18 protein-coding genes and 3 pseudogenes are annotated in these 22458 nt (G+C 40.5%); 19 read left to right on the plus strand and 2 right to left on the minus strand.

Annotation, left to right across the window (positions count from 1 at the left end; genetic code table 11):
* Positions 1-21: 21 nt before the first annotated feature.
* Both HT717_RS08590 and HT717_RS09985 read right to left on the minus strand, forming a co-directional pair.
* Positions 22-354 (minus strand): annotated as a pseudogene (locus HT717_RS08590) (transposase family protein); the annotation flags it as partial.
* Positions 355-467: 113 nt separating this feature from the next.
* A pseudogene (locus HT717_RS09985) lies at positions 468-1224 on the minus strand (transposase).
* A gap of 281 nt (positions 1225-1505) precedes the next feature.
* Here HT717_RS09985 and HT717_RS08605 point away from each other — a divergent pair.
* The 19 genes and pseudogenes from HT717_RS08605 (at position 1506) to pepC (ending at position 22226) form a co-directional block, all read left to right on the plus strand.
* On the plus strand, positions 1506-1712 hold the full coding sequence (locus HT717_RS08605) for a hypothetical protein (RefSeq protein WP_173305044.1): 207 nt from the start codon (positions 1506-1508) through the stop codon (positions 1710-1712).
* Positions 1709-1903, plus strand: coding sequence for a hypothetical protein (locus HT717_RS08610; protein ID WP_006146175.1), 195 nt, complete (start codon positions 1709-1711; stop codon positions 1901-1903). The genes HT717_RS08605 and HT717_RS08610 overlap by 4 nt, the downstream gene beginning before the upstream one ends.
* The gene (locus HT717_RS08615; protein ID WP_049541106.1) at positions 1890-2774 is read left to right on the plus strand and encodes an ABC transporter ATP-binding protein; all 885 of its coding nucleotides are present in this window, start codon (positions 1890-1892) and stop codon (positions 2772-2774) included. The genes HT717_RS08610 and HT717_RS08615 overlap by 14 nt, the downstream gene beginning before the upstream one ends.
* A gap of 1 nt (position 2775) precedes the next feature.
* Complete coding sequence (locus tag HT717_RS08620) at positions 2776-3513, plus strand: ABC transporter permease (protein ID WP_173305046.1); 738 nt, start codon at positions 2776-2778, stop codon at positions 3511-3513.
* Positions 3513-4610: a sensor histidine kinase gene (locus HT717_RS08625; protein ID WP_049541104.1), complete on the plus strand. Its 1098-nt coding sequence runs from the start codon at positions 3513-3515 to the stop codon at positions 4608-4610. The genes HT717_RS08620 and HT717_RS08625 overlap by 1 nt, the downstream gene beginning before the upstream one ends.
* On the plus strand, positions 4611-5210 hold the full coding sequence (locus tag HT717_RS08630) for a response regulator transcription factor (protein ID WP_020900864.1): 600 nt from the start codon (positions 4611-4613) through the stop codon (positions 5208-5210).
* Between the two features lie 315 nt (positions 5211-5525).
* Positions 5526-5939 (plus strand): 30S ribosomal protein S12, encoded by a 414-nt coding sequence (rpsL, locus tag HT717_RS08635; RefSeq protein WP_001142332.1) that lies wholly within the window; start codon positions 5526-5528, stop codon positions 5937-5939.
* A 19-nt stretch (positions 5940-5958) separates the two neighbouring features.
* On the plus strand, positions 5959-6429 hold the full coding sequence (rpsG, locus tag HT717_RS08640; protein WP_000087873.1) for a 30S ribosomal protein S7: 471 nt from the start codon (positions 5959-5961) through the stop codon (positions 6427-6429).
* Positions 6430-6718: 289 nt separating this feature from the next.
* Positions 6719-8800 (plus strand): elongation factor G, encoded by a 2082-nt coding sequence (fusA, locus tag HT717_RS08645; RefSeq protein ID WP_000090357.1) that lies wholly within the window; start codon positions 6719-6721, stop codon positions 8798-8800.
* A gap of 103 nt (positions 8801-8903) precedes the next feature.
* Entirely contained in the window at positions 8904-13295 is a 4392-nt protein-coding gene (locus HT717_RS08650) for a PolC-type DNA polymerase III (protein ID WP_173305048.1), read from the plus strand.
* Positions 13296-13371: 76 nt separating this feature from the next.
* Entirely contained in the window at positions 13372-13872 is a 501-nt protein-coding gene (locus HT717_RS08655; RefSeq protein WP_173305050.1) for a DnaA/Hda family protein, read from the plus strand.
* A gap of 14 nt (positions 13873-13886) precedes the next feature.
* Positions 13887-14837, plus strand: a pseudogene (locus tag HT717_RS08660) (WYL domain-containing protein).
* Between the two features lie 7 nt (positions 14838-14844).
* Entirely contained in the window at positions 14845-16155 is a 1311-nt protein-coding gene (locus HT717_RS08665; protein ID WP_173305052.1) for a DUF262 domain-containing protein, read from the plus strand.
* The gene (locus HT717_RS08670; RefSeq protein WP_049541095.1) at positions 16149-18059 is read left to right on the plus strand and encodes a DUF262 domain-containing protein; all 1911 of its coding nucleotides are present in this window, start codon (positions 16149-16151) and stop codon (positions 18057-18059) included. The genes HT717_RS08665 and HT717_RS08670 overlap by 7 nt, the downstream gene beginning before the upstream one ends.
* 73 nt (positions 18060-18132) lie before the next feature.
* A complete protein-coding gene (locus HT717_RS08675) occupies positions 18133-18285 on the plus strand; it encodes a hypothetical protein (protein ID WP_049541093.1) in 153 nt (50 codons plus the stop codon).
* Between the two features lie 21 nt (positions 18286-18306).
* The gene (locus HT717_RS08680) at positions 18307-19548 is read left to right on the plus strand and encodes an aminopeptidase (RefSeq protein ID WP_049541091.1); all 1242 of its coding nucleotides are present in this window, start codon (positions 18307-18309) and stop codon (positions 19546-19548) included.
* Positions 19549-19557: 9 nt separating this feature from the next.
* A complete protein-coding gene (locus tag HT717_RS08685; protein ID WP_020900862.1) occupies positions 19558-19788 on the plus strand; it encodes a GlsB/YeaQ/YmgE family stress response membrane protein in 231 nt (76 codons plus the stop codon).
* Between the two features lie 270 nt (positions 19789-20058).
* Entirely contained in the window at positions 20059-20781 is a 723-nt protein-coding gene (locus HT717_RS08690; RefSeq protein WP_049541087.1) for a pseudouridine synthase, read from the plus strand.
* A 110-nt stretch (positions 20782-20891) separates the two neighbouring features.
* Positions 20892-22226, plus strand: a complete 1335-nt coding sequence (pepC, locus tag HT717_RS08695; protein ID WP_049541086.1) for an aminopeptidase C — start codon at positions 20892-20894, stop codon at positions 22224-22226.
* Positions 22227-22458 lie beyond the last annotated feature (232 nt).

The following is a 22458-nucleotide window of genomic DNA, read 5'->3' on the forward strand; positions in this document are numbered from 1 at the left end:
AGTCTTCTCAATTAGCTTCTAGGCAATCTTTTGGTTGATGATACGAGGGATTTGGTGATTCTTCTTGACGAGAGAAGTCTCAGCTACCATCATTTTCGAGCACTGATAGCACTTGAATCGACGCTTTCTAAGGAGAATTCTAGTAGGCATACCAGTCGTTTCAAGGTAAGGAACCTTAGACGGTTTTTGAAAGTCATATTTCTTCATTAGACTTCCGCAATCAGGACAATATGGAGTCTCATAATCCAATTTAGCGATGATTTCTTTATGTGTGTCCCTATTAATAACATCCATAATTTGGATATTGGGGTCTTTAATATCGAGTAGTTTTGTGATAAAATGTAATTGTTCCATAGGATTCTTTCTAATGATGGTTTGGTTGCTTTTCATTATAGATCTTATGGGACTTTTTTTCTACAACAAAATAGGCTTCATAATATCCATAGGGGATTTACCCACTACAAATATTATAGAGCCGTTTTAAAAAAGTGTTCCAAACATTCAAAAATATTTGGAATTTCTCTTAGTAAATCCCTCACTTTCTTTTTCAAGATAGCGCAAGCTTGCTCAATAGGATTCAAATCTGGTGAATAAGGTGGATGAAAACTAGCATTATCCATTACAATAACGTGAGGTATCTTCAAAGCAGGCAGGAGTTGCGTTTTGAACCACTCCACAAAGAAATCGCTCGCCATACTTTCCTTGTAAATCATAGGAGCTATAAACTCTCCGTCTACTTGTCCTGCAACAATTGAAGTCCGCTCAAAACGCCGTCCACTAATCTTTTCATAGACTTTCTCCCCTCTAGGAGCCCGTGCATAAGGACGATAGAGGTAGAGGTAGCGGTCGATTCCTGTTTCGTCAATATATACGACTGGTAAATCTTTTAGGCTATTCAAAATATCAAGAAACTCAGCGACTTTCTCAGGATCTTGTTCCTTAAAGCTAGTCGTCTTTTTTTAAAGTGACCTTAATCTGCTTTAAAGCTGCCCATACTGAAGGAACAGCACAATCAAAATGTGTCGCAATTTCCCGTAAAAAAACATCTGGATGAGCCTCTACAAAGGCCTTCAACTCCTCCAAAGGAATCTTTCGGCTTTTGGCGACTCGCTTTTTCCGCTCTAAGTGTCCTTGTTCACGTAATTTCTTTTCCCATGTGAAGAGAGTTCTGACGCCAACATCAAAAACTTTGGCCGCCTCGACATGGCTGTGTCCCTCTTTGATGTAATCTAATGCTCGTTGTTTAAAATCTGTACTATATGCAGGGTTTTATTGTAACATGCTTATTTAAAACTAAGAAACTATAAATGAGTATTAGTTTATGTTATAGTTTAAATTTGCTATCACTTTGAAGGAAATAACTATAGATTCTTTTCTACCTCATGTTTTATTGTATAGTGTATTTTGCTTGCTTTGAACAGAATCTTTTATGACATTTGTCATGTCTCCTCATGACAGAAGCTTCTAGTGGAACATGCTTCAAAGAATTATAATAGATGTATCAAATGGAGGAAGAAAAAATGAAACATAAAGTAATTGTCGCAATGAGTTTAGTAGTAGCAGGAGTTATGACCTATCTCATGTTTTCAGAATTGGATGAAGGTTTCTACCATTTTCCTTGGGAGTTATTTGCAGGATTTGGCATGATGTCTTGGTTGATCCGAGAAGGTTTGAAATTGGTTTCAGATGTGAAAAAGGAGTTTGAAAAATGAAAAAAGCGATTCTCTATCTTTTTATTGGACTGTCACTAGTGGTATGGTTGGTAGAAATGTTTACAGGTTGGTTTGATCAAGCCTTCCTTCACCAATTCATCCGTGGTGCCTGGGGACTAGGATTTATGATTTTTATCGCCTTTCCTATGGGAAAGGAGTGGCTGAAAGGAGAATATCATGAACATGATTAAGGTAGAAAGCCTAAATAAAAACATCAAGGGCAAGGCTATTTTGAAGGATATTTCCTTTGAGGTAGCTGAAGGTGAATGCGTCGCCTTGATTGGGCCCAATGGTGCTGGGAAGACCACACTCTTGGACTGTCTGCTTGGAGATAAACTGGTCACAAGCGGTCAAGTATCCATCCAAGGCTTGTCAGTGACGAGTTCTCAGTTAGACTATATTAGAGGCTACCTCCCTCAAGAAAATGTCATTGTTCAGAAATTAAAGGTTAAAGAGTTGATTGCTTTCTTTCAAAGTATTTATCCAAATCCCTTGAACAATCAGGAAATCGATCAACTATTGCAGTTTGACAAGCAACAAAAAGAGCAATTGGCAGAAAAATTGTCAGGTGGGCAAAAGCGTCTCTTCTCTTTTGTCTTGACCTTGATTGGCCGACCAAAGCTTGTCTTTTTAGATGAGCCAACTGCGGCCATGGATACCTCAACCCGCCAACGTTTTTGGGAAATTGCCCAAGACTTAAAAGCGCAGGGAGTCACCATTCTCTATTCGTCTCATTATATTGAGGAAGTAGAGCATACAGCTGACCGAATATTGGTCTTGAATAAGGGAGAATTGATTCGTGATACGACACCACTAGCCATGCGCAGTGAGGAGATTGAAAAGCACTTCATCCTACCTCTGGCTTACAAGGAAGTCGTTGAGCAGTCAAACTTGGTTGAAAACTGGTCACAAAAACAAGATGCCCTGCAAGTAGTCACACGTGAAGCGGATGCTTTCTGGGAACTGTTAGTGCAAGCAGGATGTAGGATTCAAGAAATTGAAGTCAATAATCGTAGCTTGCTGGATACAATCTTTGAAGAAACACAAAATGGAGATGACTAAGATGAAACGATGGATCGCACTAAACAAGATAGAATTTCTATTGACCAAACGACAATTAGTCTATTATCTATTATCCGTAGGAATGCCGACGGCCTTCTATTTATTCTTTTCAGGCATGTACCAGGATACACCAGATGGGCCGGCTAATTTTATGCGCGACTACCTCATCTCCATGACGGCCTTTTCCATGATGTCGACAGCTATCTTTTCATTCCCAGTTGTTTTACACACCGATAAAATCAACAACTGGCAGAAAACATTGCGCCATACCCCTGTAAATATGGTAGAATATTATCTATCAAAGATAACAAGTATGATGGTTGATTATTTGGTCTCAATTTTGGTTGTTTTCTCAGTTGGGCATTTTGTAAGAGGTGTGGATATGCCTTTAGGAAGCTGGATTGGGGCTGCGCTCTTGCTGATAGTAGGAAGTGTAGCTTTTGTAGCTCTTGGCTTGACCTTGACTCTCTTACCTTCTAGTCAGTTGATGTCTGTCGTAGGCAATCTTCTTTACTTTGGCTTGGCTGTGTTAGGCGGACTCTGGATGCCTGTCTCTTTATTTCCAGATTGGATGCAAGCAATCGGGAAGTGCCTACCAACTTATCAGTTGATGGAGTTGCTCAAGACCTTCTTAAACGAGGATGGCATCAATCTACCAGCCACAGTTTATCTACTTGTTTTTTCAGCAGTTTTGTTTGGTTTGACCATTTACCTTCAAGGTCATAAGGAGAATTCTTAATGCTTGAAAGACTAAAAAGCATACACTATATGTTTTGGGCCAGTTTGATTTTTATGATTTTCCCCATCCTACCTGTAGTGACTGGGTGGCTTTCTGTCTGGCATTTATTGATTGATATTCTATTTGTAGTGGCGTATTTGGGTGTTTTAACAACTAAGAGCCAGCGCCTATCTTGGCTATATTGGGGCCTCATGCTGACTTATGTAGTTGGGAATACTGCCTTTGTTGCTGTTAATTATATCTGGTTTTTCTTTTACCTTTCTAATCTCTTAATTTATCATTTCAGGGTGCGGAGTCTTCGTTCTCTACATGTCTGGACTTTTCTCCTTGCTCAAGTTCTTGTTGTTGGTCAACTCATGATGTTTCAGTCAGTCGAAACTGAGGCTGTAGCCTTTGAGCTTGGGATTCTTACTTTTGTCGATTTGATGACATTGGGCTTGGTTCGGATTCGCATTGTCGAGGATTTGAAAGAAGCTCAGGCCAAGCAAAATGCCCAGATAAATCTATTGCTTGCTGAAAATGAACGCAGTCGTATCGGTCAGGATTTGCATGATAGTCTGGGACATACCTTTGCCATGCTGAGTGTCAAGACAGATCTGGCCCTACAGTTATTTCAGATGCAGGCCTATCCACAGGTGGAGAAGGAATTAAAAGAAATTCACCAGATCAGCAAGGATTCCATGAATGAAGTGCGAACCATCGTGGAAAATCTGAAATCACGGACCCTAGCTTCAGAGCTTGAAACTGTCAAAAAGATGCTGGAGATTGCTGGAATTGAGGTTGAGGTTGACAATCAGTTAGACAAGGCTAGTTTGACCCAGGATGTAGAGTCGACGGCTGCTATGATTTTGTTAGAACTTGCGACCAATATCATCAAACATGCCAGCGCTAATAAAGCCTATCTAAAACTGGAACGTACAGATCAGGAATTGGTTCTGACAGTTAGAGATGACGGGAAAGGTTTTGCAACTGTAAAAGGAAATGAACTCCATACAGTCCGTGACCGTGCAGCAGCCTTCTCAGGTCAAGTAGAGCTGGTCAGTTTGAAACATCCAACAGAGGTGCGCGTGCATCTGCCTTATAAGGAGAAAAAGTAGATGAAAGTATTAGTCGCAGAAGATCAAAGTATGCTTAGAGACGCCATGTGCCAGCTCTTGAGCTTTCAACCAGATGTGGAGACTGTTCTGCAGGCGAAAAATGGAGCCGAGGCTATCGAGGTTTTGGGGAAAGAAGCAGTAGATATTGCCATCCTTGACGTCGAAATGCCAGTCAAGACAGGACTCGAAGCACTTGAGTGGATCAAACAAGAAGTGCCTGAAACCAAGGTGGTTATCGTTACGACCTTTAAACGGCCAGGTTATTTTGAACGAGCAGTCAAAGCAGGAGTTGATGCCTATGTCTTGAAAGAACGGAGCATCGCTGAGCTCATGCAAACCCTACATACGGTGTTAGAGGGACGCAAGGAATATTCTCCAGAGCTGATGGAAGTCATGATGACTCATCCCAATCCTTTGACCGAACAAGAAGTCGCTGTTTTACATGGAGTTGCCCAAGGTCTCTCCAACCAAGAAATTGCTGACAAGCTCTACCTCTCAAACGGCACCGTCCGAAACTATGTCACCAATATTCTTTCTAAACTAGATGCTGGTAATCGAACAGAGGCAGCTAATATCGCAAAAGAATGTGGTTGGTTGTGATGATATAATATTTTTTTGAACATTATGTGTTAAAATTGATGGGATTGAATGGAACAATACTAACTTTAGGAGGGTGGGATTCCTCCTTTTTCTTTTTTGGGGGAGTACTACAAAAGAGCTAAAATTAAGAATAAAAAAGAAAAATATCTTGACAACCAATGGAAAATTTTGTTACAATAATAGACGGTACTTTTTACTTTTGGTCTCTCAAGAGTGTACAGGGACGTGCTGACAAATGTTGCAAAAGTACACACAGATGATAGCTGTCACCAAGTGTATCATCACCAAAAATAAAAAAAACACAGGAGAATGTAGATGCCTACAATTAACCAATTGGTTCGCAAACCGCGTAAATCAAAAGTAGAAAAATCTAAATCACCAGCTTTGAACGTTGGTTACAACAGTCATAAAAAAGTTCAAACAAACGTTTCTTCACCACAAAAACGTGGTGTTGCAACTCGTGTTGGAACAATGACACCTAAAAAACCTAACTCAGCCCTTCGTAAATTTGCTCGTGTACGTTTGAGCAACCTTATCGAAGTTACTGCCTACATCCCAGGTATCGGACACAACTTGCAAGAGCACAGCGTGGTTCTTCTTCGTGGTGGACGTGTAAAAGACCTTCCAGGGGTACGTTACCATATCGTCCGTGGTGCACTTGATACTGCAGGTGTTAACGATCGTAAACAAGGCCGTTCTAAATACGGTACTAAACGTCCAAAAGCATAAGGAAAGGGGATAAAGAGAAATGAGTCGTAAAAATAGAGCTCCAAAACGTGACGTATTGCCAGATCCGCTTTACAATTCACAATTAGTTACTCGTCTTATCAACCGCGTTATGCTTGATGGTAAACGTGGTACAGCTGCTTCAATCGTTTACGGTGCCTTTGAGCAAATCAAAGAAGCTACTGGCAACGATGCACTTGAAGTATTTGAAACAGCTATGGAAAACATCATGCCTGTACTTGAAGTACGTGCACGTCGTGTTGGTGGTTCTAACTACCAAGTCCCAGTTGAAGTTCGTCCAGAACGTCGTACAACACTTGGACTTCGTTGGTTGGTAACAATCGCTCGTCTTCGTGGTGAACACACAATGCAAGACCGTCTTGCAAAAGAAATCTTGGATGCTGCTAATAACACTGGTGCAGCTGTTAAGAAACGTGAAGACACTCACCGTATGGCTGAAGCTAACCGTGCATTCGCACACTTCCGTTGGTAATATAGGATGCGAAAGCGTTAAGAAAGTTCCAGAGAAAAAGAGAAAATAGGGAATCAAAGCAGGTTGCGATTGCAACCAATGAGATTCATCTTTTTCTCCAGACTTTTAGCTTGAGCTCAACTCAACTAACTTGGGCTTTTAGTCCGAGTTCAATTCAATTTGTAAATCTACAAGTTGAAACCAACAATAGCATGAAAACATTGAGAACGGGTAGGTCCTGCCTATCCGTTTTTATTAAAATCGTGTTATAATAGAATAGAAATCAAAATAAATAGGAGAAACAAACCTCATGGCACGCGAATTTTCACTTGAAAAAACTCGTAATATCGGTATCATGGCTCACGTCGATGCTGGTAAAACAACAACTACTGAGCGTATTCTTTACTACACTGGTAAAATCCACAAAATCGGTGAAACTCACGAAGGTGCGTCACAAATGGACTGGATGGAGCAAGAGCAAGAACGTGGTATCACTATCACATCTGCTGCGACAACAGCTCAATGGAACAACCACCGCGTAAACATCATCGACACACCAGGACACGTGGACTTCACAATCGAAGTACAACGTTCTCTTCGTGTATTGGATGGTGCGGTTACCGTTCTTGACTCACAATCAGGTGTTGAACCTCAAACTGAAACAGTTTGGCGTCAAGCAACTGAGTACGGAGTTCCACGTATCGTATTTGCCAACAAAATGGACAAAATCGGTGCTGACTTCCTTTACTCTGTAAGCACACTTCACGATCGTCTTCAAGCAAATGCACACCCAATCCAATTGCCGATCGGTTCTGAAGATGACTTCCGTGGTATCATTGACTTGATCAAGATGAAAGCTGAAATCTACACTAACGACCTTGGTACAGATATCCTTGAAGAAGATATTCCAGCTGAATACCTTGACCAAGCACAAGAATACCGTGAAAAATTGGTTGAAGCAGTTGCTGAAACTGACGAAGAATTGATGATGAAATACCTCGAAGGTGAAGAAATCACTAATGAAGAATTGAAAGCTGGTATCCGTAAAGCGACTATCAACGTTGAATTCTTCCCAGTATTGTGTGGTTCTGCCTTCAAAAACAAAGGTGTTCAATTGATGCTTGATGCGGTTATCGACTACCTTCCAAGCCCACTTGACATCCCAGCGATCAAAGGTATCAACCCAGATACAGATGAAGAAGAAACTCGTCCTGCATCTGACGAAGAGCCATTTGCAGCTCTTGCCTTCAAGATTATGACAGACCCATTCGTAGGTCGTTTGACATTCTTCCGTGTTTACTCAGGTGTTCTTCAATCAGGTTCATACGTATTGAACACTTCTAAAGGTAAACGTGAGCGTATCGGACGTATCCTTCAAATGCACGCTAACAGCCGTCAAGAAATTGACACAGTTTACTCAGGTGATATCGCTGCTGCCGTTGGTTTGAAAGATACTACAACTGGTGACTCATTGACAGATGAAAAAGCTAAAATCATCCTTGAGTCAATCAACGTTCCAGAACCAGTTATCCAATTGATGGTTGAGCCAAAATCTAAAGCAGACCAAGATAAGATGGGTATCGCCCTTCAAAAATTGGCTGAAGAAGATCCAACATTCCGCGTTGAAACAAACGTTGAAACTGGTGAAACAGTTATCTCTGGTATGGGTGAGCTTCACCTTGACGTCCTTGTTGACCGTATGCGTCGTGAGTTCAAAGTTGAAGCGAACGTAGGTGCTCCTCAAGTATCTTACCGTGAAACATTCCGCGCTTCTACTCAAGCACGTGGATTCTTCAAACGTCAGTCTGGTGGTAAAGGTCAATTCGGTGATGTATGGATTGAATTTACTCCAAACGAAGAAGGTAAAGGATTCGAATTCGAAAACGCAATCGTCGGTGGTGTGGTTCCTCGTGAATTTATCCCAGCGGTTGAAAAAGGTTTGGTAGAATCTATGGCTAACGGTGTTCTTGCAGGTTACCCAATGGTTGACGTTAAAGCTAAGCTTTACGATGGTTCATACCACGATGTCGACTCATCTGAAACTGCCTTCAAGATCGCGGCTTCACTTGCCCTTAAAGAAGCTGCTAAATCAGCACAACCAGCTATCCTTGAGCCAATGATGCTTGTAACAATCACTGTTCCAGAAGAAAACCTTGGTGATGTTATGGGGCACGTAACTGCTCGTCGTGGACGTGTAGATGGTATGGAAGCACATGGTAACAGCCAAATCGTTCGTGCTTACGTTCCACTTGCTGAAATGTTCGGTTACGCAACAGTTCTTCGTTCTGCATCTCAAGGACGTGGTACATTCATGATGGTATTTGACCACTACGAAGATGTACCTAAGTCAGTACAAGAAGAAATCATTAAGAAAAACAAAGGTGAAGACTAATCTGTCCTCACTCTAGAAGGAAGTCACTTAGTGGCTTCCTTTTGTCTTTAGAAATTACCTCTAAATATGGTAAAATAGTAGGAGAATAATGTGAGGAAAATGAATGTCAAACAGTTTTGAAATTTTGATGAATCAACTGGGGATGCCTTCTGAAATGAGACAGGCTCCTGCTTTAGCACAGGCTGATATTGAGCGAGTTGTGGTTCATAAAATTAGTAAGGTATGGGAGTTTCATTTCGTATTTTCTAATATTTTACCGATTGAAATCTTTTTAGAATTAAAGAAAGGTTTGAGCGAAGAATTTTCTAAGACAGGAAATAAAGCTGTTTTCGAAATCAAGGCTCTGTCTCAAGAATTTTCAAATCAACTCTTGCAGGCCTATTATAGAGAGGCTTTTTCTGAGGGGCCATGTGCTAGTCAAGGTTTTAAGTCACTTTATCAAAATTTGCAAGTTCGTGCGGAGGGGAACCAACTCTTTATTGAAGGTTCCGAGGCGATTGATAAGGAACACTTTAAGAAGAATCATCTTCCTAATTTAGCTAAACAACTTGAAAAGTTTGGTTTTCCAACTTTTAATTGTCAAGTTGAGAAGAATGATATCCTGACCCAAGAGCAGGAAGAGGCATTTCATGCTGAAAATAAGCAGATTGTTCAAGCGGCCAATGAGGAAGCTCTCCGTGCTATGGAACAACTGGAACAGATGGCACCTCCTCCAGCGGAAGAGAAACCAGCCTTTGATTTTCAAACGAAAAAAGCTGCAGCTAAACCCAAGCTGGATAAGGCAGAGATTACTCCTATGATCGAAGTGACGACTGAGGAAAATCGTCTGGTCTTTGAAGGGCTTGTTTTTGATGTAGAGCAAAAAGTGACCAGAACAGGGCGTGTTTTAATCAATTTTAAAATGACGGACTATACTTCAAGTTTTTCTATGCAAAAGTGGGTTAAGAACGAAGAAGAGGCTCAGAAGTTTGACCTAATTAAGAAGAATTCTTGGCTCCGAGTGCGTGGGAATGTGGAGATGAATAACTTCACACGCGATTTGACGATGAACGTGCAAGACGTGCAGGAAGTTGTTCACTATGAGCGGAAGGATTTAATGCCAGAAGGAGAACGACGGGTTGAGTTTCATGCTCATACTAATATGTCGACAATGGATGCTCTACCCGAGGTCGAAGAAATCGTTTCGACAGCTGCTAAGTGGGGACACAAAGCAGTTGCAATCACCGACCACGGGAATGTTCAATCCTTCCCACACGGCTATAAGGCGGCTAAGAAAGCGGGAATCCAGCTAATCTATGGAATGGAAGCCAATATCGTGGAGGACCGTGTCCCTATCGTCTATAACGAAGTGGAGATGGACTTGTCGGAAGCGACCTACGTGGTCTTTGACGTGGAAACGACGGGACTTTCAGCTATCTATAATGATTTGATTCAGGTTGCGGCCTCTAAGATGTACAAGGGGAATGTCATTGCTGAATTTGATGAATTTATCAATCCTGGTCATCCCTTGTCAGCTTTTACTACTGAGTTGACTGGAATTACAGATGACCATGTCAAAAATGCCAAACCACTAGAACAAGTTCTGCAAGAATTCCAAGAATTCTGCAAGGATACAGTCTTAGTTGCCCACAATGCGACCTTTGACGTTGGATTTATGAATGCTAATTATGAGCGTCATGGTCTGCCAAGGATTAGTCAGCCAGTTATCGATACGTTAGAGTTTGCTAGAAACCTCTACCCTGAGTATAAGCGTCATGGTTTAGGACCTTTGACCAAGCGTTTTGGTGTGGCCTTGGAACATCACCACATGGCCAACTACGATGCGGAAGCTACAGGTCGCCTGCTTTTCATCTTTATCAAAGAAGTGGCAGAGAAACATGGTGTGACCGATCTAGCTAGACTTAACATTGATTTGATTAGTCCAGATTCTTATAAAAAAGCTCGCATCAAGCATGCGACCATTTATGTCAAGAATCAGGGAGGTCTAAAAAATATCTTTAAGCTGGTTTCTTTGTCTAATACCAAGTACTTTGAAGGGGTGCCACGGATTCCGAGAACGGTTTTAGATGCCCATCGGGAGGGCTTGATTTTGGGGTCGGCTTGCTCGGAGGGTGAAGTTTTTGATGCAGTTGTTTCTCAAGGTGTGGATGCAGCGGTTGAGGTAGCCAAGTATTATGACTTTATCGAGGTCATGCCACCAGCTATCTATGCTCCATTGATTGCTAAGGAACAGGTCAAGGATATGGAGGAACTCCAGACTATTATCAAGAGTTTAATAGAAGTTGGAGACCGCCTTGGCAAGCCCGTTTTGGCTACGGGAAATGTCCACTATATCGAACCAGAAGAAGAAATTTACCGTGAAATTATTGTCCGTAGTTTGGGACAAGGAGCTATGATTAACCGAACTATCGGTCATGGGGAACATGCCCAACCAGCTCCTCTTCCGAAGGCTCATTTTCGAACAACCAATGAGATGTTGGATGAATTTGCCTTCTTGGGAGAGGAATTAGCTCGGAAATTGGTTATTGAAAACACCAATGCCTTGGCAGATATCTTTGAACCTGTTGAGGTTGTTAAGGGTGACTTGTACACGCCTTTCATCGACAAGGCTGAAGAAACGGTCGCTGAATTGACCTACAAGAAAGCTTTTGAGATTTATGGAAATCCGCTGCCAGATATTGTCGATTTGCGGATTGAAAAAGAATTGACTTCCATTCTGGGGAATGGATTTGCTGTGATTTATCTGGCATCGCAGATGCTGGTTCAACGTTCCAATGAACGGGGTTACTTGGTTGGTTCTCGTGGGTCTGTCGGTTCTAGTTTTGTTGCGACCATGATTGGGATTACGGAGGTTAATCCTCTCTCTCCTCACTATGTCTGTGGTCAGTGTCAGTACAGTGAGTTTATCACCGATGGTTCTTACGGTTCAGGATTTGATATGCCCAATAAGGACTGTCCAAACTGTGGTCATAAACTCAGCAAAAATGGGCAGGATATTCCGTTTGAGACCTTCCTAGGTTTTGATGGGGACAAGGTTCCCGATATTGACTTGAACTTCTCGGGAGAAGATCAGCCTAGCGCCCACTTGGATGTGCGTGATATCTTTGGTGAAGAATATGCCTTCCGTGCAGGAACAGTTGGTACAGTAGCTGCCAAGACCGCTTATGGATTTGTCAAGGGCTATGAGAGAGATTATGGCAAGTTTTATCGTGATGCAGAGGTGGAACGTTTAGCCCAGGGAGCTGCTGGTGTCAAACGAACGACAGGACAACACCCAGGGGGAATCGTTGTTATTCCTAACTACATGGATGTCTACGACTTTACGCCTGTCCAGTATCCAGCAGATGACGTGACGGCTGAATGGCAAACGACTCACTTTAACTTCCACGATATTGATGAGAACGTCCTTAAACTTGATGTACTGGGACATGATGATCCGACCATGATTCGAAAACTCCAGGACTTGTCTGGGATTGATCCCAATGAAATTCCTATGGATGATGAAGGAGTTATGGCTCTCTTTTCTGGGACTGATGTGCTAGGGGTAACACCTGAGCAAATCGGAACTCCGACTGGCATGTTGGGGATTCCAGAATTTGGAACCAACTTTGTACGTGGAATGGTAGATGAGACGCATCCGACAACTTTTGCTGAATTGCTTCAGTTGTCAGGGTTGTCCCACGGTACTGATGTGTGGTTGGGAAATGCCCAGGATTTGATCAAGCAAGGAATTGCGGATCTGTCGACCGTTATCGGTTGTCGGGACGACATCATGGTTTACCTCATGCATGCTGGTCTAGAGCCTAAGATGGCCTTTACCATCATGGAACGGGTACGTAAGGGCTTGTGGTTGAAGATTTCTGAAGAGGAGCGAAATGGCTATATCGAAGCTATGAAGGCCAATAAGGTGCCAGAGTGGTATATCGAGTCCTGTGGGAAAATCAAGTACATGTTCCCTAAAGCCCATGCGGCAGCCTACGTTATGATGGCCTTGCGTGTAGCTTACTTCAAGGTTCACCATCCCATTTATTACTACTGTGCTTATTTCTCCATCCGAGCTAAGGCTTTTGATATCAAGACCATGGGAGCAGGCTTGGATGCTATCAAGCGAAGAATGGAAGAAATTGCTGAAAAACGGAAGAACAATGAAGCTTCTAATGTGGAAATTGACCTCTATACAACTCTTGAGATTGTCAATGAAATGTGGGAACGCGGTTTCAAATTTGGTAAACTTGATCTCTACCGTAGTCAGGCAACAGAGTTCCTCATTGATGGGGATACCCTCATTCCGCCATTTGTAGCAATGGATGGTCTGGGAGAGAACGTTGCCAAGCAACTGGTGCGAGCGCGTGAAGAGGGAGAATTCCTCTCCAAAACAGAACTACGCAAACGCGGTGGCCTCTCATCTACCTTGGTTGAAAAGATGGATGAAATGGGGATTCTCGGCAATATGCCAGAGGATAACCAGCTCAGTTTGTTTGATGAATTGTTTTAAAAAAATTAACAGACGGACAAATATTGTCCATCTGTTTTGTTATACTATAAGTATAAAAGAAAAAGAGGTTTAAACGATGAATAATACCGGATTAGATAACAAATATCAATTTGAAAATTTTGTAGAAAAAGATGGTAATGCTTTAGCAAAGAAAGAAGCCTTAGAAGTAGTAAAGAACTTAGGCTTAAAATGCAATCCATTTTATATTTATGGGGAATCGGGTTCAGGTAAAACACATCTCCTTCAAGCAATTGGAAATAAGGTTCTTGAGAATGATCCAGAAAAGCGAGTAAAATATATTTCTGCCGAAAACTTATTAGAAAATGAGCTAGAAATACAAAAAGTTAGAGGTGAAGAGTTGGATCTTCTACTAGTAGATGATATTCAGGTATTGGGAGAAAAAGATGATATGATTCAAGAAAAATTTTTCAATCTCTTTAATTCTTTCTTTGGTAGGAAAACGCAAATTGTTTTATCAGGTAATTCTGAACCAGATCAGTTGAAAAATGTTCAATCTCGTTTGATTGTGCGTTTTAAGTGGGGAATGACAGCGTGTCTAACATCACTTGAAAATTAAAAAAAGGACTTTAGATGAATGATCAAGAGAGATTACTAACTATCTTTTTACGCTTACAGTTTGGAACTCCATTAGGAAAAAAGCAACTGGCTCAGGAATTTGAGGTTAGCGAAAAGACGATACAGAGAGATTTTTCGCTACTCCGTGATATTTTATCTAGTAACACCAGTTATAGTGGAGATTTGCTTTATAACCGTAAGACGAATAAGTATTGTTTAGCAAGTAAGTCAGTTTTTAATAAGAAGGATATTCTCGTTATTTCAAAGATTTTATTGGAAAATCGAGCATTGAATCGGTCAGAAATTGATAGCTTACTAAAAAATTTGCTGATTTTAGTTCCTCATGATGACCAAAAAGAAATTGAGCAGATTATTGGTAGTGAAAAGCTGAACTATGCTCCCTTAACGGATCAACAAAATAGAATAGAGAAAATTTGGAATTTATCAGAAGCTATTTTGCATGAACAGGTTCTAGATATTGTCTATCAAAAACCTTATTCTGAGTCTTCTAAGAGGCAGACGGTTTTGCCAGTCTCTCTTTACTATGATAGTCATTATTTCTATTTGGTTGTTTACCAGTTGAAACATGCTACTTATATTACTTTAAGAGTAGACCGTATCCAGTCATGGTCTCTTAGTGGTATAGAGAAACCCTCTATTTCTTATTGAGATAGATTTAGAGATGGCAACATTCGTAACGAGAGAGTAGATGCTTTTATCGGGAAGAAAATCAGTATTGAAATCGAGTATTTGTACGAACCGACGATTGTGATGGATCAATTTCCAAATGCAAAAATAGTTGGGAAAAATGGCGACTGGACTCATTTTCAGTTTGAAAGTCAGCATACACCAGGGCTTAAACGCTGGTTGCTGGGACAAGGGGAAGCAGTTACTGTTTTATCTCCTCGGATTTTAGTAGAGGATATGAAGCAAACAGTTCAAGAAATGATAGATAAATATAGATGAGGATAAAATGACTATTCAATTTACTTCTAAAAAGGTTGGAGAATTATTGAAAGAAGGGAATTTGCGGATTCCTTCTTATCAAAGACCGTATAAATGGAACAGAAAACATATCCGTAATCTTTTTTATGATTTACGAGATGCTATGGGGAAAAAGGAATATCAGATTGGTTCCGTTATCTTACATGAAAATGATGGATACGATATTGTCGATGGACAGCAACGGCTAATTTCAATTTCCTTGTTTCTTCATTTATTAGATAGATTAGAGAATTATAAGGGTGCTAAGCAACTGCTGAGTGCTGAAGAATTTGGAGAGCTATCTTGCTATCATGCGAGTGAAAATTATAATGAGTGGAAAAATTTGACTCAATTGGTTGGCGAAAATCAGGCAAAAGATATTTGCAATTTTTTATTAGAGAATTGTGCTGTCTCTGTGATTACTATGCCCAAAGAACGATTATCAGAGGCCTTTCAGTTATTTGATTCTCAGAATAATCGTGGAAAATCTTTAGAACCTCATGATTTGCTCAAAGCCTATCATCTTCGCAAGCAAGATTCAGAAGATGAAAAGATTGTTGAAAAGTGGGAGCAATTTGTAGAAGATAAAGATTTAAGTCTCAAAGAGTTATTTGATAAACATCTTTTTCGTATGAGACGTTGGTCTCGAGGAGAGACAGGATTAACAAACAAGCGTTATGGATCTTATCTCCGTTTTACAGAGGATTTTATTGACGATTTTAAAGGCGTTGATTTGAATCAGAACTTTCCATATCTAGAATTGTATCGTCATATTGAAAATCTCCCTATGTCCATTACTATGCCAATCATTGATGGAAGTAAATTTTTTGAGTATATTGAATCTGCTCATGAAACTATTAGAGTTCATAAAAAATTTTTAAATAAAAAGTTAGGATTCTCTAATGAGTCAGAGAAGGAAGAACAAAATTTGGCTTACCCAGAAGGTATGTTAAACATTTACAATAGCTCAAAAGGACGCTACCTCAAGTGTCACAATATATTCCTAAATATTTGCTCGCTTTTCGCAGATAGATTTGGAAAAGAGGAGCTATCAAAGGAGATAGTAGAGACCTTGTTTATTTGGTCTTACTACCCTAGAGTTAAATCTAAAGCCATATATGATGCAACTGTTGGGAACTATGTCGCTGGTGGAAGGTTTAGACAAAAAGAGGCTCAAAAACTATTTCAACTTTTATCTCATGCTGTCACTCCGAATGATTTCATGATCAAGATAGATAGAGAATTATTTGAAAATTATACTGTGGACAAGATTATAGAAGAGGAAAAAGATAAATGGTAGAAACACATATAAGCTTATCAGTTAATCGTTTGTTAAATGAAGATACCTATGCTATCCCTCTTTATCAGAGAAATTTTGCTTGGACTTATGATGAAATTGAGCAGTTATTGAACGACGTAGCAGATGCTTTTCAAGAAAATAGAGACAATCAAGAAAATAGAGACAATTATTATATTGGAACATTAGTTGTTAATTTAGTCGTTAATAAAGAGAAAAAACTTTTCAAAATCATAGATGGGCAACAACGAACAACAGCACTTAATTTGATTGCCTTAGCTTTGAAGCATGAGTTTGGTTTTGATAGATTGAAAGCTGTCAATCTTACCTTCCCAGCTCGGAAGAAATCAAATGAGAATATTCAAAAGCTATTTAACAAGCAAAAAATTTCAGAGTGTGATGAAAATGAGCTGACTAGAGGTTATGGACATGCTAAAGATGCATTGAAAAAAGTGTTAGAAGAGCGCCAATTGGCTCCTCAGTCTTTCGTTGATTATCTTTTTGATAAGGTTATCATTTTTCGGAGTATACTTCCTGAAGATTTAGATTTGAATCTTTATTTCGAACGTTTCAACTCTCGAGGCGAACAACTAGAGGCTCATGAGATTCTTAAGGCACAAATGATGTCTAAATTTGGTGAAGATCAAGAAATGGCACAAAAATTTGCGAGAATTTGGGATGCCTGTGCAGAGTTTGATAAGCCGGTAGCAAGTCAGTTTAAGATGCGGCGGAAGAGAGCAGATGACTTTCAAGAACGTGAACGTATTTTTGGATGGCATTTTACAAATTATTCATTTCATAATATTTATAATGATATTGATTTTCATCAAAATGAAAGAAGAAAGTTATCAGATATATTAGGAAAAAAGATAAATGAAAAAAATATAGAAGTAGACAAAGATTTTGGCGATTATACTACAGTCATTGATTTTCCAACATTCTTACTCCATGTATTGGCAATTGAGGAAGGTAAGAAAACTGATGAGATTCAACTAGATGATAAGAAACTCTTAGCACTATTTGATATAAAAAATAAAGATAAAACTTGGGTTATTGAATTTAGTGAATTTCTTCTTAGAATAAAACACATTTTCGATAATTACATCGTTAGAAACTCGAATACGGATTCTTCAAGTAGAAATAAGGATGAATGGTTTTTACAGAAGGGGACTTATTATGAATATCAACCAAATGGAAAATCTAAAGAGCATTACATAGTCGAAGAACACTTTACTAATAATACGTTTTCGAATTCGGAGATTAACAAAAACATCATTCTTCTCCAATCTATGTTTGCTGTGACTTTTACTGCTAATCGTGATAGTCGTTGGTTATATGAAACCTTGCAATTCCTGTTTAACCATATTGAAGAGTTAAATCAAACAGAATTTGCTGGTTTGTTTAAGAATTTTCTTGAAAAAATGGCAGTAAGATATGCAAAAGAAAGATTGTTCACAGAAGATAAAACTATCAAAAAATACGGGTCAATTCCTGTTTATGCTTTTAACTTTGTAGATTATGTTTTATGGAAAAATCGTGCCGAATTAGAGAAAGAGTACAAGGATATTAAATTTGATAATTTCAAATTTGCTTATCGCCGTTCCATAGAGCATTGGTATCCTCAGAATCCAAATGGATATGATGGAGAGAGTCAATTACCTGCGGAGTTTTTACATTCCTTTGGCAACCTTTGTATTACTACCGATATTCAGAACTCCAGGTTTGGCAACTCCTATCCAGAGGCTAAATTAGAGCAATGGGAAAGAGAAGGGATATTCCATCGTCAGAGTTTAAAATTACAGATGATGGCAAAGATAACTTCTAAAAAAAATAGATGGGATATTGGTGAGATTCAATCTATGGAAAAAGAAGTGGAAAGGTATGTACAAAATTTTTGTAATAGCTAATTAAAACAAGCTTCAGTAAGCTTGTTTTTTAAAATACCAATATATGTGATATACTAGTAACGGAGGATATTTCATGAAACTAAGAATTTTTGCGGAAGACAAGCCGGCTGAGAAGGTTTTTGACTATCAATTAGAACTTGCTGATCAGACAATTATTCTATCGACAGCACTCTTATCAGGTGCTATTGCTTTGGCAGGATTATTTTCTGCTTTGAAAGAAAAATAAAAATAGAAAAGGACAAATAAAATGGTTTTACCAAATTTTAAAGAAAATCTAGAAAAATATGCGAAATTATTGGTTGCGAATGGAATCAACGTGCAACCTGGTCACACTTTGGCTCTCTCTATCGATGTGGAGCAACGTGAGTTGGCTCACTTAATCGTCAAAGAAGCTTATGCTTTGGGTGCACATGAGGTGATCGTTCAGTGGACAGATGATGTCATTAACCGCGAGAAATTCCTCCACGCACCGATGGAACGTTTGGACAATGTACCAGAATACAAGATTGCTGAGATGAACTATCTCTTGGAGAACAAGGCTAGCCGTCTTGGGGTTCGTTCTTCTGACCCAGGTGCCTTGAACGGAGTGGATGCTGACAAGCTTTCAGCTTCTGCTAAAGCTATGGGACTTGCTATGAAGCCAATGCGTATCGCAACGCAATCCAACAAGGTTAGCTGGACTGTAGCAGCCGCTGCTGGACTTGAGTGGGCTAAGAAGGTCTTTCCAAATGCAGCGAGCGACGAAGAAGCAGTCGATCTTCTTTGGGACCAAATCTTCAAAACTTGCCGTGTCTATGAAGAAGATCCTGTTAAGGCTTGGGAAGAGCACGCTGCCATTCTTAAGAGTAAGGCAGATATGCTTAATAAAGAACAATTCTCAGCCCTTCACTACACAGCTCCAGGAACAGATTTGACCCTTGGCTTACCTAAGAATCACGTTTGGGAATCAGCTGGTGCTATCAATGCACAGGGCGAAGGATTCTTGCCAAATATGCCTACTGAGGAAGTCTTCACAGCACCTGACTTCCGTCGTGCAGATGGTTATGTAACCTCTACAAAACCACTTAGCTATAACGGAAATATCATCGAAGGCATTAAGGTGACCTTTAAGGATGGACAAATCGTAGATATCTCTGCTGAGAAGGGTGATCAAGTGATGAAAGATCTTGTATTTGAAAACGCGGGTGCGCGTGCCTTGGGTGAATGTGCCTTGGTGCCAGATCCAAGTCCAATTTCTCAGTCAGGCATTACCTTCTTCAACACCCTTTTTGATGAGAATGCTTCAAATCACTTGGCTATCGGTGCAGCCTATGCGACTAGCGTCGTTGGTGGAGCAGAGATGAGCGAAGAAGAGCTTGAAGCTGCAGGGCTTAACCGTTCAGATGTTCACGTGGACTTTATGATTGGATCTAATCAAATGGATATCGATGGTATCCGTGAGGATGGAACGCGAGTACCTCTTTTCCGTAATGGGAATTGGGCAAATTAAGGAGCCAAGATGATAGGAAGTATGTTCGTTGGTCTCCTAGTGGGATTTTTAGCAGGTACTCTGACCAATCGTGGAGAACGCATGGGTTGCTTTGGGAAAATGTTTCTAGGCTGGATTGGTGCCTTTATAGGCCACTTGCTTTTTGGGACTTGGGGACCGATAATAGCAGGAACTTCCATTATTCCGGCAGTACTAGGTTCCATGATTGTCTTAGCGATTTTCTGGAGACGAGGAAGTTAATTTCTTAAATCTGATACTCAATGAAAATCAAAGAGCAAACTAGGAAACTAGCCGCAGTCTGCTTAAAGTACATCTTTGAGGTTGCAGATAAAACTGACGAAGTCAGCTCAAAACACTGTTTTGAGGTTGTGGATAGAACTGACGAAGTCAGTTACATATACCTACGGCAAGGCTACTTTGACGCGGTTTGAAGAGATTTTTGAAGAGTATGAAACGAAAAGGAGGTTGGTCATTGAGCCAGCCCCCTTTTGAGTATGATATAATAGTTCTATGAGATTAGATAAATTTTTAGTTGCCTGCGCTGTAGGGAGTCGGACAGAGGTCAAAAACTTGCTCAAGGCTGGGCGTGTGACGGTAAATGGTAAAAAAGAAAAATCAGCTAAATTGCAGATTGATGAAGAAAGAGATGAGATTCGCTTTGATGGGCAAGTGCTGGAGTACGAGGAGTTTGTTTACTATATGATGAACAAGCCCCAAGGAGTTATTTCAGCGACTGAGGATCCCAAGCACAGAACCGTGTTGGACTTGCTGGATGATATTGCTCGGACCAAGGAAGTTTTCCCAGTAGGACGCTTGGATATTGACACGCATGGTCTTTTGCTCTTGACCAATGATGGTCAGCTTGCACATGCTCTTCTTTCCCCCAAGCGCCATGTGGATAAGACCTATCTGGCTCTGGTCAAGGGAGTGATGACTCAAGAAGATGTGGAGATATTTGCTGAGGGTATTCCGCTCAAAGACTTTACCTGTCAGTCCGCTAGACTGGAGATTCTTTCCACAGATGCAGAAAAGAATCAGAGTCAAATCCGTGTGACCATTGCAGAAGGGAAGTTTCATCAGATCAAGCGTATGGTGGGCTACTGTGGCAAGGAAGTAGTAGACTTGCAACGTTTGACTATGGGAACTTTAATCTTGGATGAGAACTTAGAACGAGGAGAATGGCGTCGTTTGACCAAGGAAGAGTTAGAAGCTCTCCTTGCGAATATTGCTTAATTTGATTTATATTCGAAAAGGTGAGGAAGAATATCCTTGCCTTTTATGTTTTTCAGTTGCTTACTTTGTGAAAAGAGTTATAATAGACTGTAGAATAAAAGGAGGAATCTATGAACGCGATTCAAGAATCATTTACTGATAAATTATTTGCCAACTATGAAGCAAATGTAAAATACCAAGCGATTGAAAATGCTGCCAGCCACAACGGAATTTTTGCAGCCCTAGAACGTCGCCAAAGCCATGTAGACAATACACCTGTTTTCTCATTGGATTTGACCAAGGACAAGGTTACTAACCAGAAAGCGTCTGGTCGTTGCTGGATGTTTGCAGCTCTTAACACCTTCCGCCACAAACTCATCTCTCAATACAAACTGGAAAACTTTGAGTTGTCACAGGCACATACTTTCTTCTGGGACAAGTATGAGAAATCAAACTGGTTCTTGGAGCAAGTCATTGCGACTGCAGACCAAGACTTGACGAGCCGTAAGGTTAAATTCCTACTTCAAACACCTCAACAAGACGGTGGTCAATGGGATATGGTCGTTTCTCTCTTTGAAAAATACGGTGTTGTTCCCAAGTCTGTTTATCCTGAGTCAGTTTCATCTAGCAGTAGCCGTGAGTTAAATGCAATCCTTAACAAGTTGCTTCGCCAAGATGCTCAAATCTTGCGTGACTTGCTTGCTTCTGGTGCAGATCAAGCGACTGTCCAAGCTAAGAAAGAAGACCTCTTGCAAGAAATCTTTAACTTCCTTGCTATGTCTTTGGGGCTTCCACCACGTAAATTTGACTTTGCTTATCGTGATAAGGATAACAACTACCAAAGCGAAAAGGGTATTACACCACAGGAATTCTATAAGAAATATGTCAATCTTCCTCTAGAAGATTACGTTTCTGTTATCAACGCCCCAACTGCTGACAAGCCTTACGGCCAATCTTACACAGTTGAGATGTTAGGAAATGTGGTTGGTAGCCGTGCAGTTCGCTACATCAACGTACCGATGGAGCGCTTGAAAGAATTGGCGATTGCTCAAATGCAAACAGGTGAGACTGTTTGGTTTGGTTCTGATGTCGGCCAGCTCAGCAACCGCAAAGCTGGAATCCTTGCGACAGATGTTTATGACTTTGAATCAAGCATGGACATTAAACTCACTCAAGACAAGGCTGGACGTTTGGACTACAGCGAAAGCTTAATGACCCACGCTATGGTCTTGACAGGTGTTGATTTGGACGAAAATGGGAAGTCAACCAAGTGGAAGGTTGAAAACTCATGGGGAGACAAGGTCGGTACAGATGGTTATTTTGTTGCCTCAGACGCTTGGATGGACGAATACACATATCAAATCGTTGTCCGTAAGGAATTGTTAACAACCGAAGAGCAAGCTGCCTATGAAGCAGAACCAATCGTACTTGCACCATGGGACCCAATGGGAGCATTGGCTGAATAATATTCAATGAAAATCAAAGAGCAAACTAGGAAGCTAGCCGCAAGCTGTACTTAAGTACAGTAAGGCGACGCTGACGTGGTTTGAAGAGATTTTCGAAGAGTATTAGGACCTAGTTGAGCTAGGAACCGACAGTATCTTATATAGAATAGGAGAAGGAGATGAGTTCAGGTAAAATTGCTCAGGTTATCGGTCCCGTTGTAGACGTCTTGTTTGCAGCAGGGGAAAAACTTCC

The organism is Streptococcus sp. 959 (assembly GCF_013277075.1).
Lineage (GTDB): Bacteria > Bacillota > Bacilli > Lactobacillales > Streptococcaceae > Streptococcus > Streptococcus pseudopneumoniae_C.

Bases quoted from the DNA above. Each gene is read 5' to 3' on its own strand.
- HT717_RS08690 (WP_049541087.1), top strand. From the start codon at position 20,059: ATGAGATTAGATAAATTTTTAGTTGCCTGCGCTGTAGGGAGTCGGACA.
- HT717_RS08675 (WP_049541093.1), top strand. From the start codon at position 18,133: ATGAAACTAAGAATTTTTGCGGAAGACAAGCCGGCTGAGAAGGTTTTT.
- HT717_RS08610 (WP_006146175.1), top strand. From the start codon at position 1,709: ATGAAAAAAGCGATTCTCTATCTTTTTATTGGACTGTCACTAGTGGTA.
- rpsG (WP_000087873.1), top strand. From the start codon at position 5,959: ATGAGTCGTAAAAATAGAGCTCCAAAACGTGACGTATTGCCAGATCCG.
- pepC (WP_049541086.1), top strand. From the start codon at position 20,892: ATGAACGCGATTCAAGAATCATTTACTGATAAATTATTTGCCAACTAT.
- HT717_RS08665 (WP_173305052.1), top strand. From the start codon at position 14,845: ATGACTATTCAATTTACTTCTAAAAAGGTTGGAGAATTATTGAAAGAA.
- HT717_RS08680 (WP_049541091.1), top strand. From the start codon at position 18,307: ATGGTTTTACCAAATTTTAAAGAAAATCTAGAAAAATATGCGAAATTA.
- HT717_RS08655 (WP_173305050.1), top strand. From the start codon at position 13,372: ATGAATAATACCGGATTAGATAACAAATATCAATTTGAAAATTTTGTA.
- HT717_RS08620 (WP_173305046.1), top strand. From the start codon at position 2,776: ATGAAACGATGGATCGCACTAAACAAGATAGAATTTCTATTGACCAAA.
- fusA (WP_000090357.1), top strand. From the start codon at position 6,719: ATGGCACGCGAATTTTCACTTGAAAAAACTCGTAATATCGGTATCATG.
- HT717_RS08650 (WP_173305048.1), top strand. From the start codon at position 8,904: ATGTCAAACAGTTTTGAAATTTTGATGAATCAACTGGGGATGCCTTCT.
- HT717_RS08630 (WP_020900864.1), top strand. From the start codon at position 4,611: ATGAAAGTATTAGTCGCAGAAGATCAAAGTATGCTTAGAGACGCCATG.
- HT717_RS08625 (WP_049541104.1), top strand. From the start codon at position 3,513: ATGCTTGAAAGACTAAAAAGCATACACTATATGTTTTGGGCCAGTTTG.
- HT717_RS08685 (WP_020900862.1), top strand. From the start codon at position 19,558: ATGATAGGAAGTATGTTCGTTGGTCTCCTAGTGGGATTTTTAGCAGGT.
- HT717_RS08615 (WP_049541106.1), top strand. From the start codon at position 1,890: ATGAACATGATTAAGGTAGAAAGCCTAAATAAAAACATCAAGGGCAAG.
- HT717_RS08670 (WP_049541095.1), top strand. From the start codon at position 16,149: ATGGTAGAAACACATATAAGCTTATCAGTTAATCGTTTGTTAAATGAA.
- rpsL (WP_001142332.1), top strand. From the start codon at position 5,526: ATGCCTACAATTAACCAATTGGTTCGCAAACCGCGTAAATCAAAAGTA.
- HT717_RS08605 (WP_173305044.1), top strand. From the start codon at position 1,506: ATGGAGGAAGAAAAAATGAAACATAAAGTAATTGTCGCAATGAGTTTA.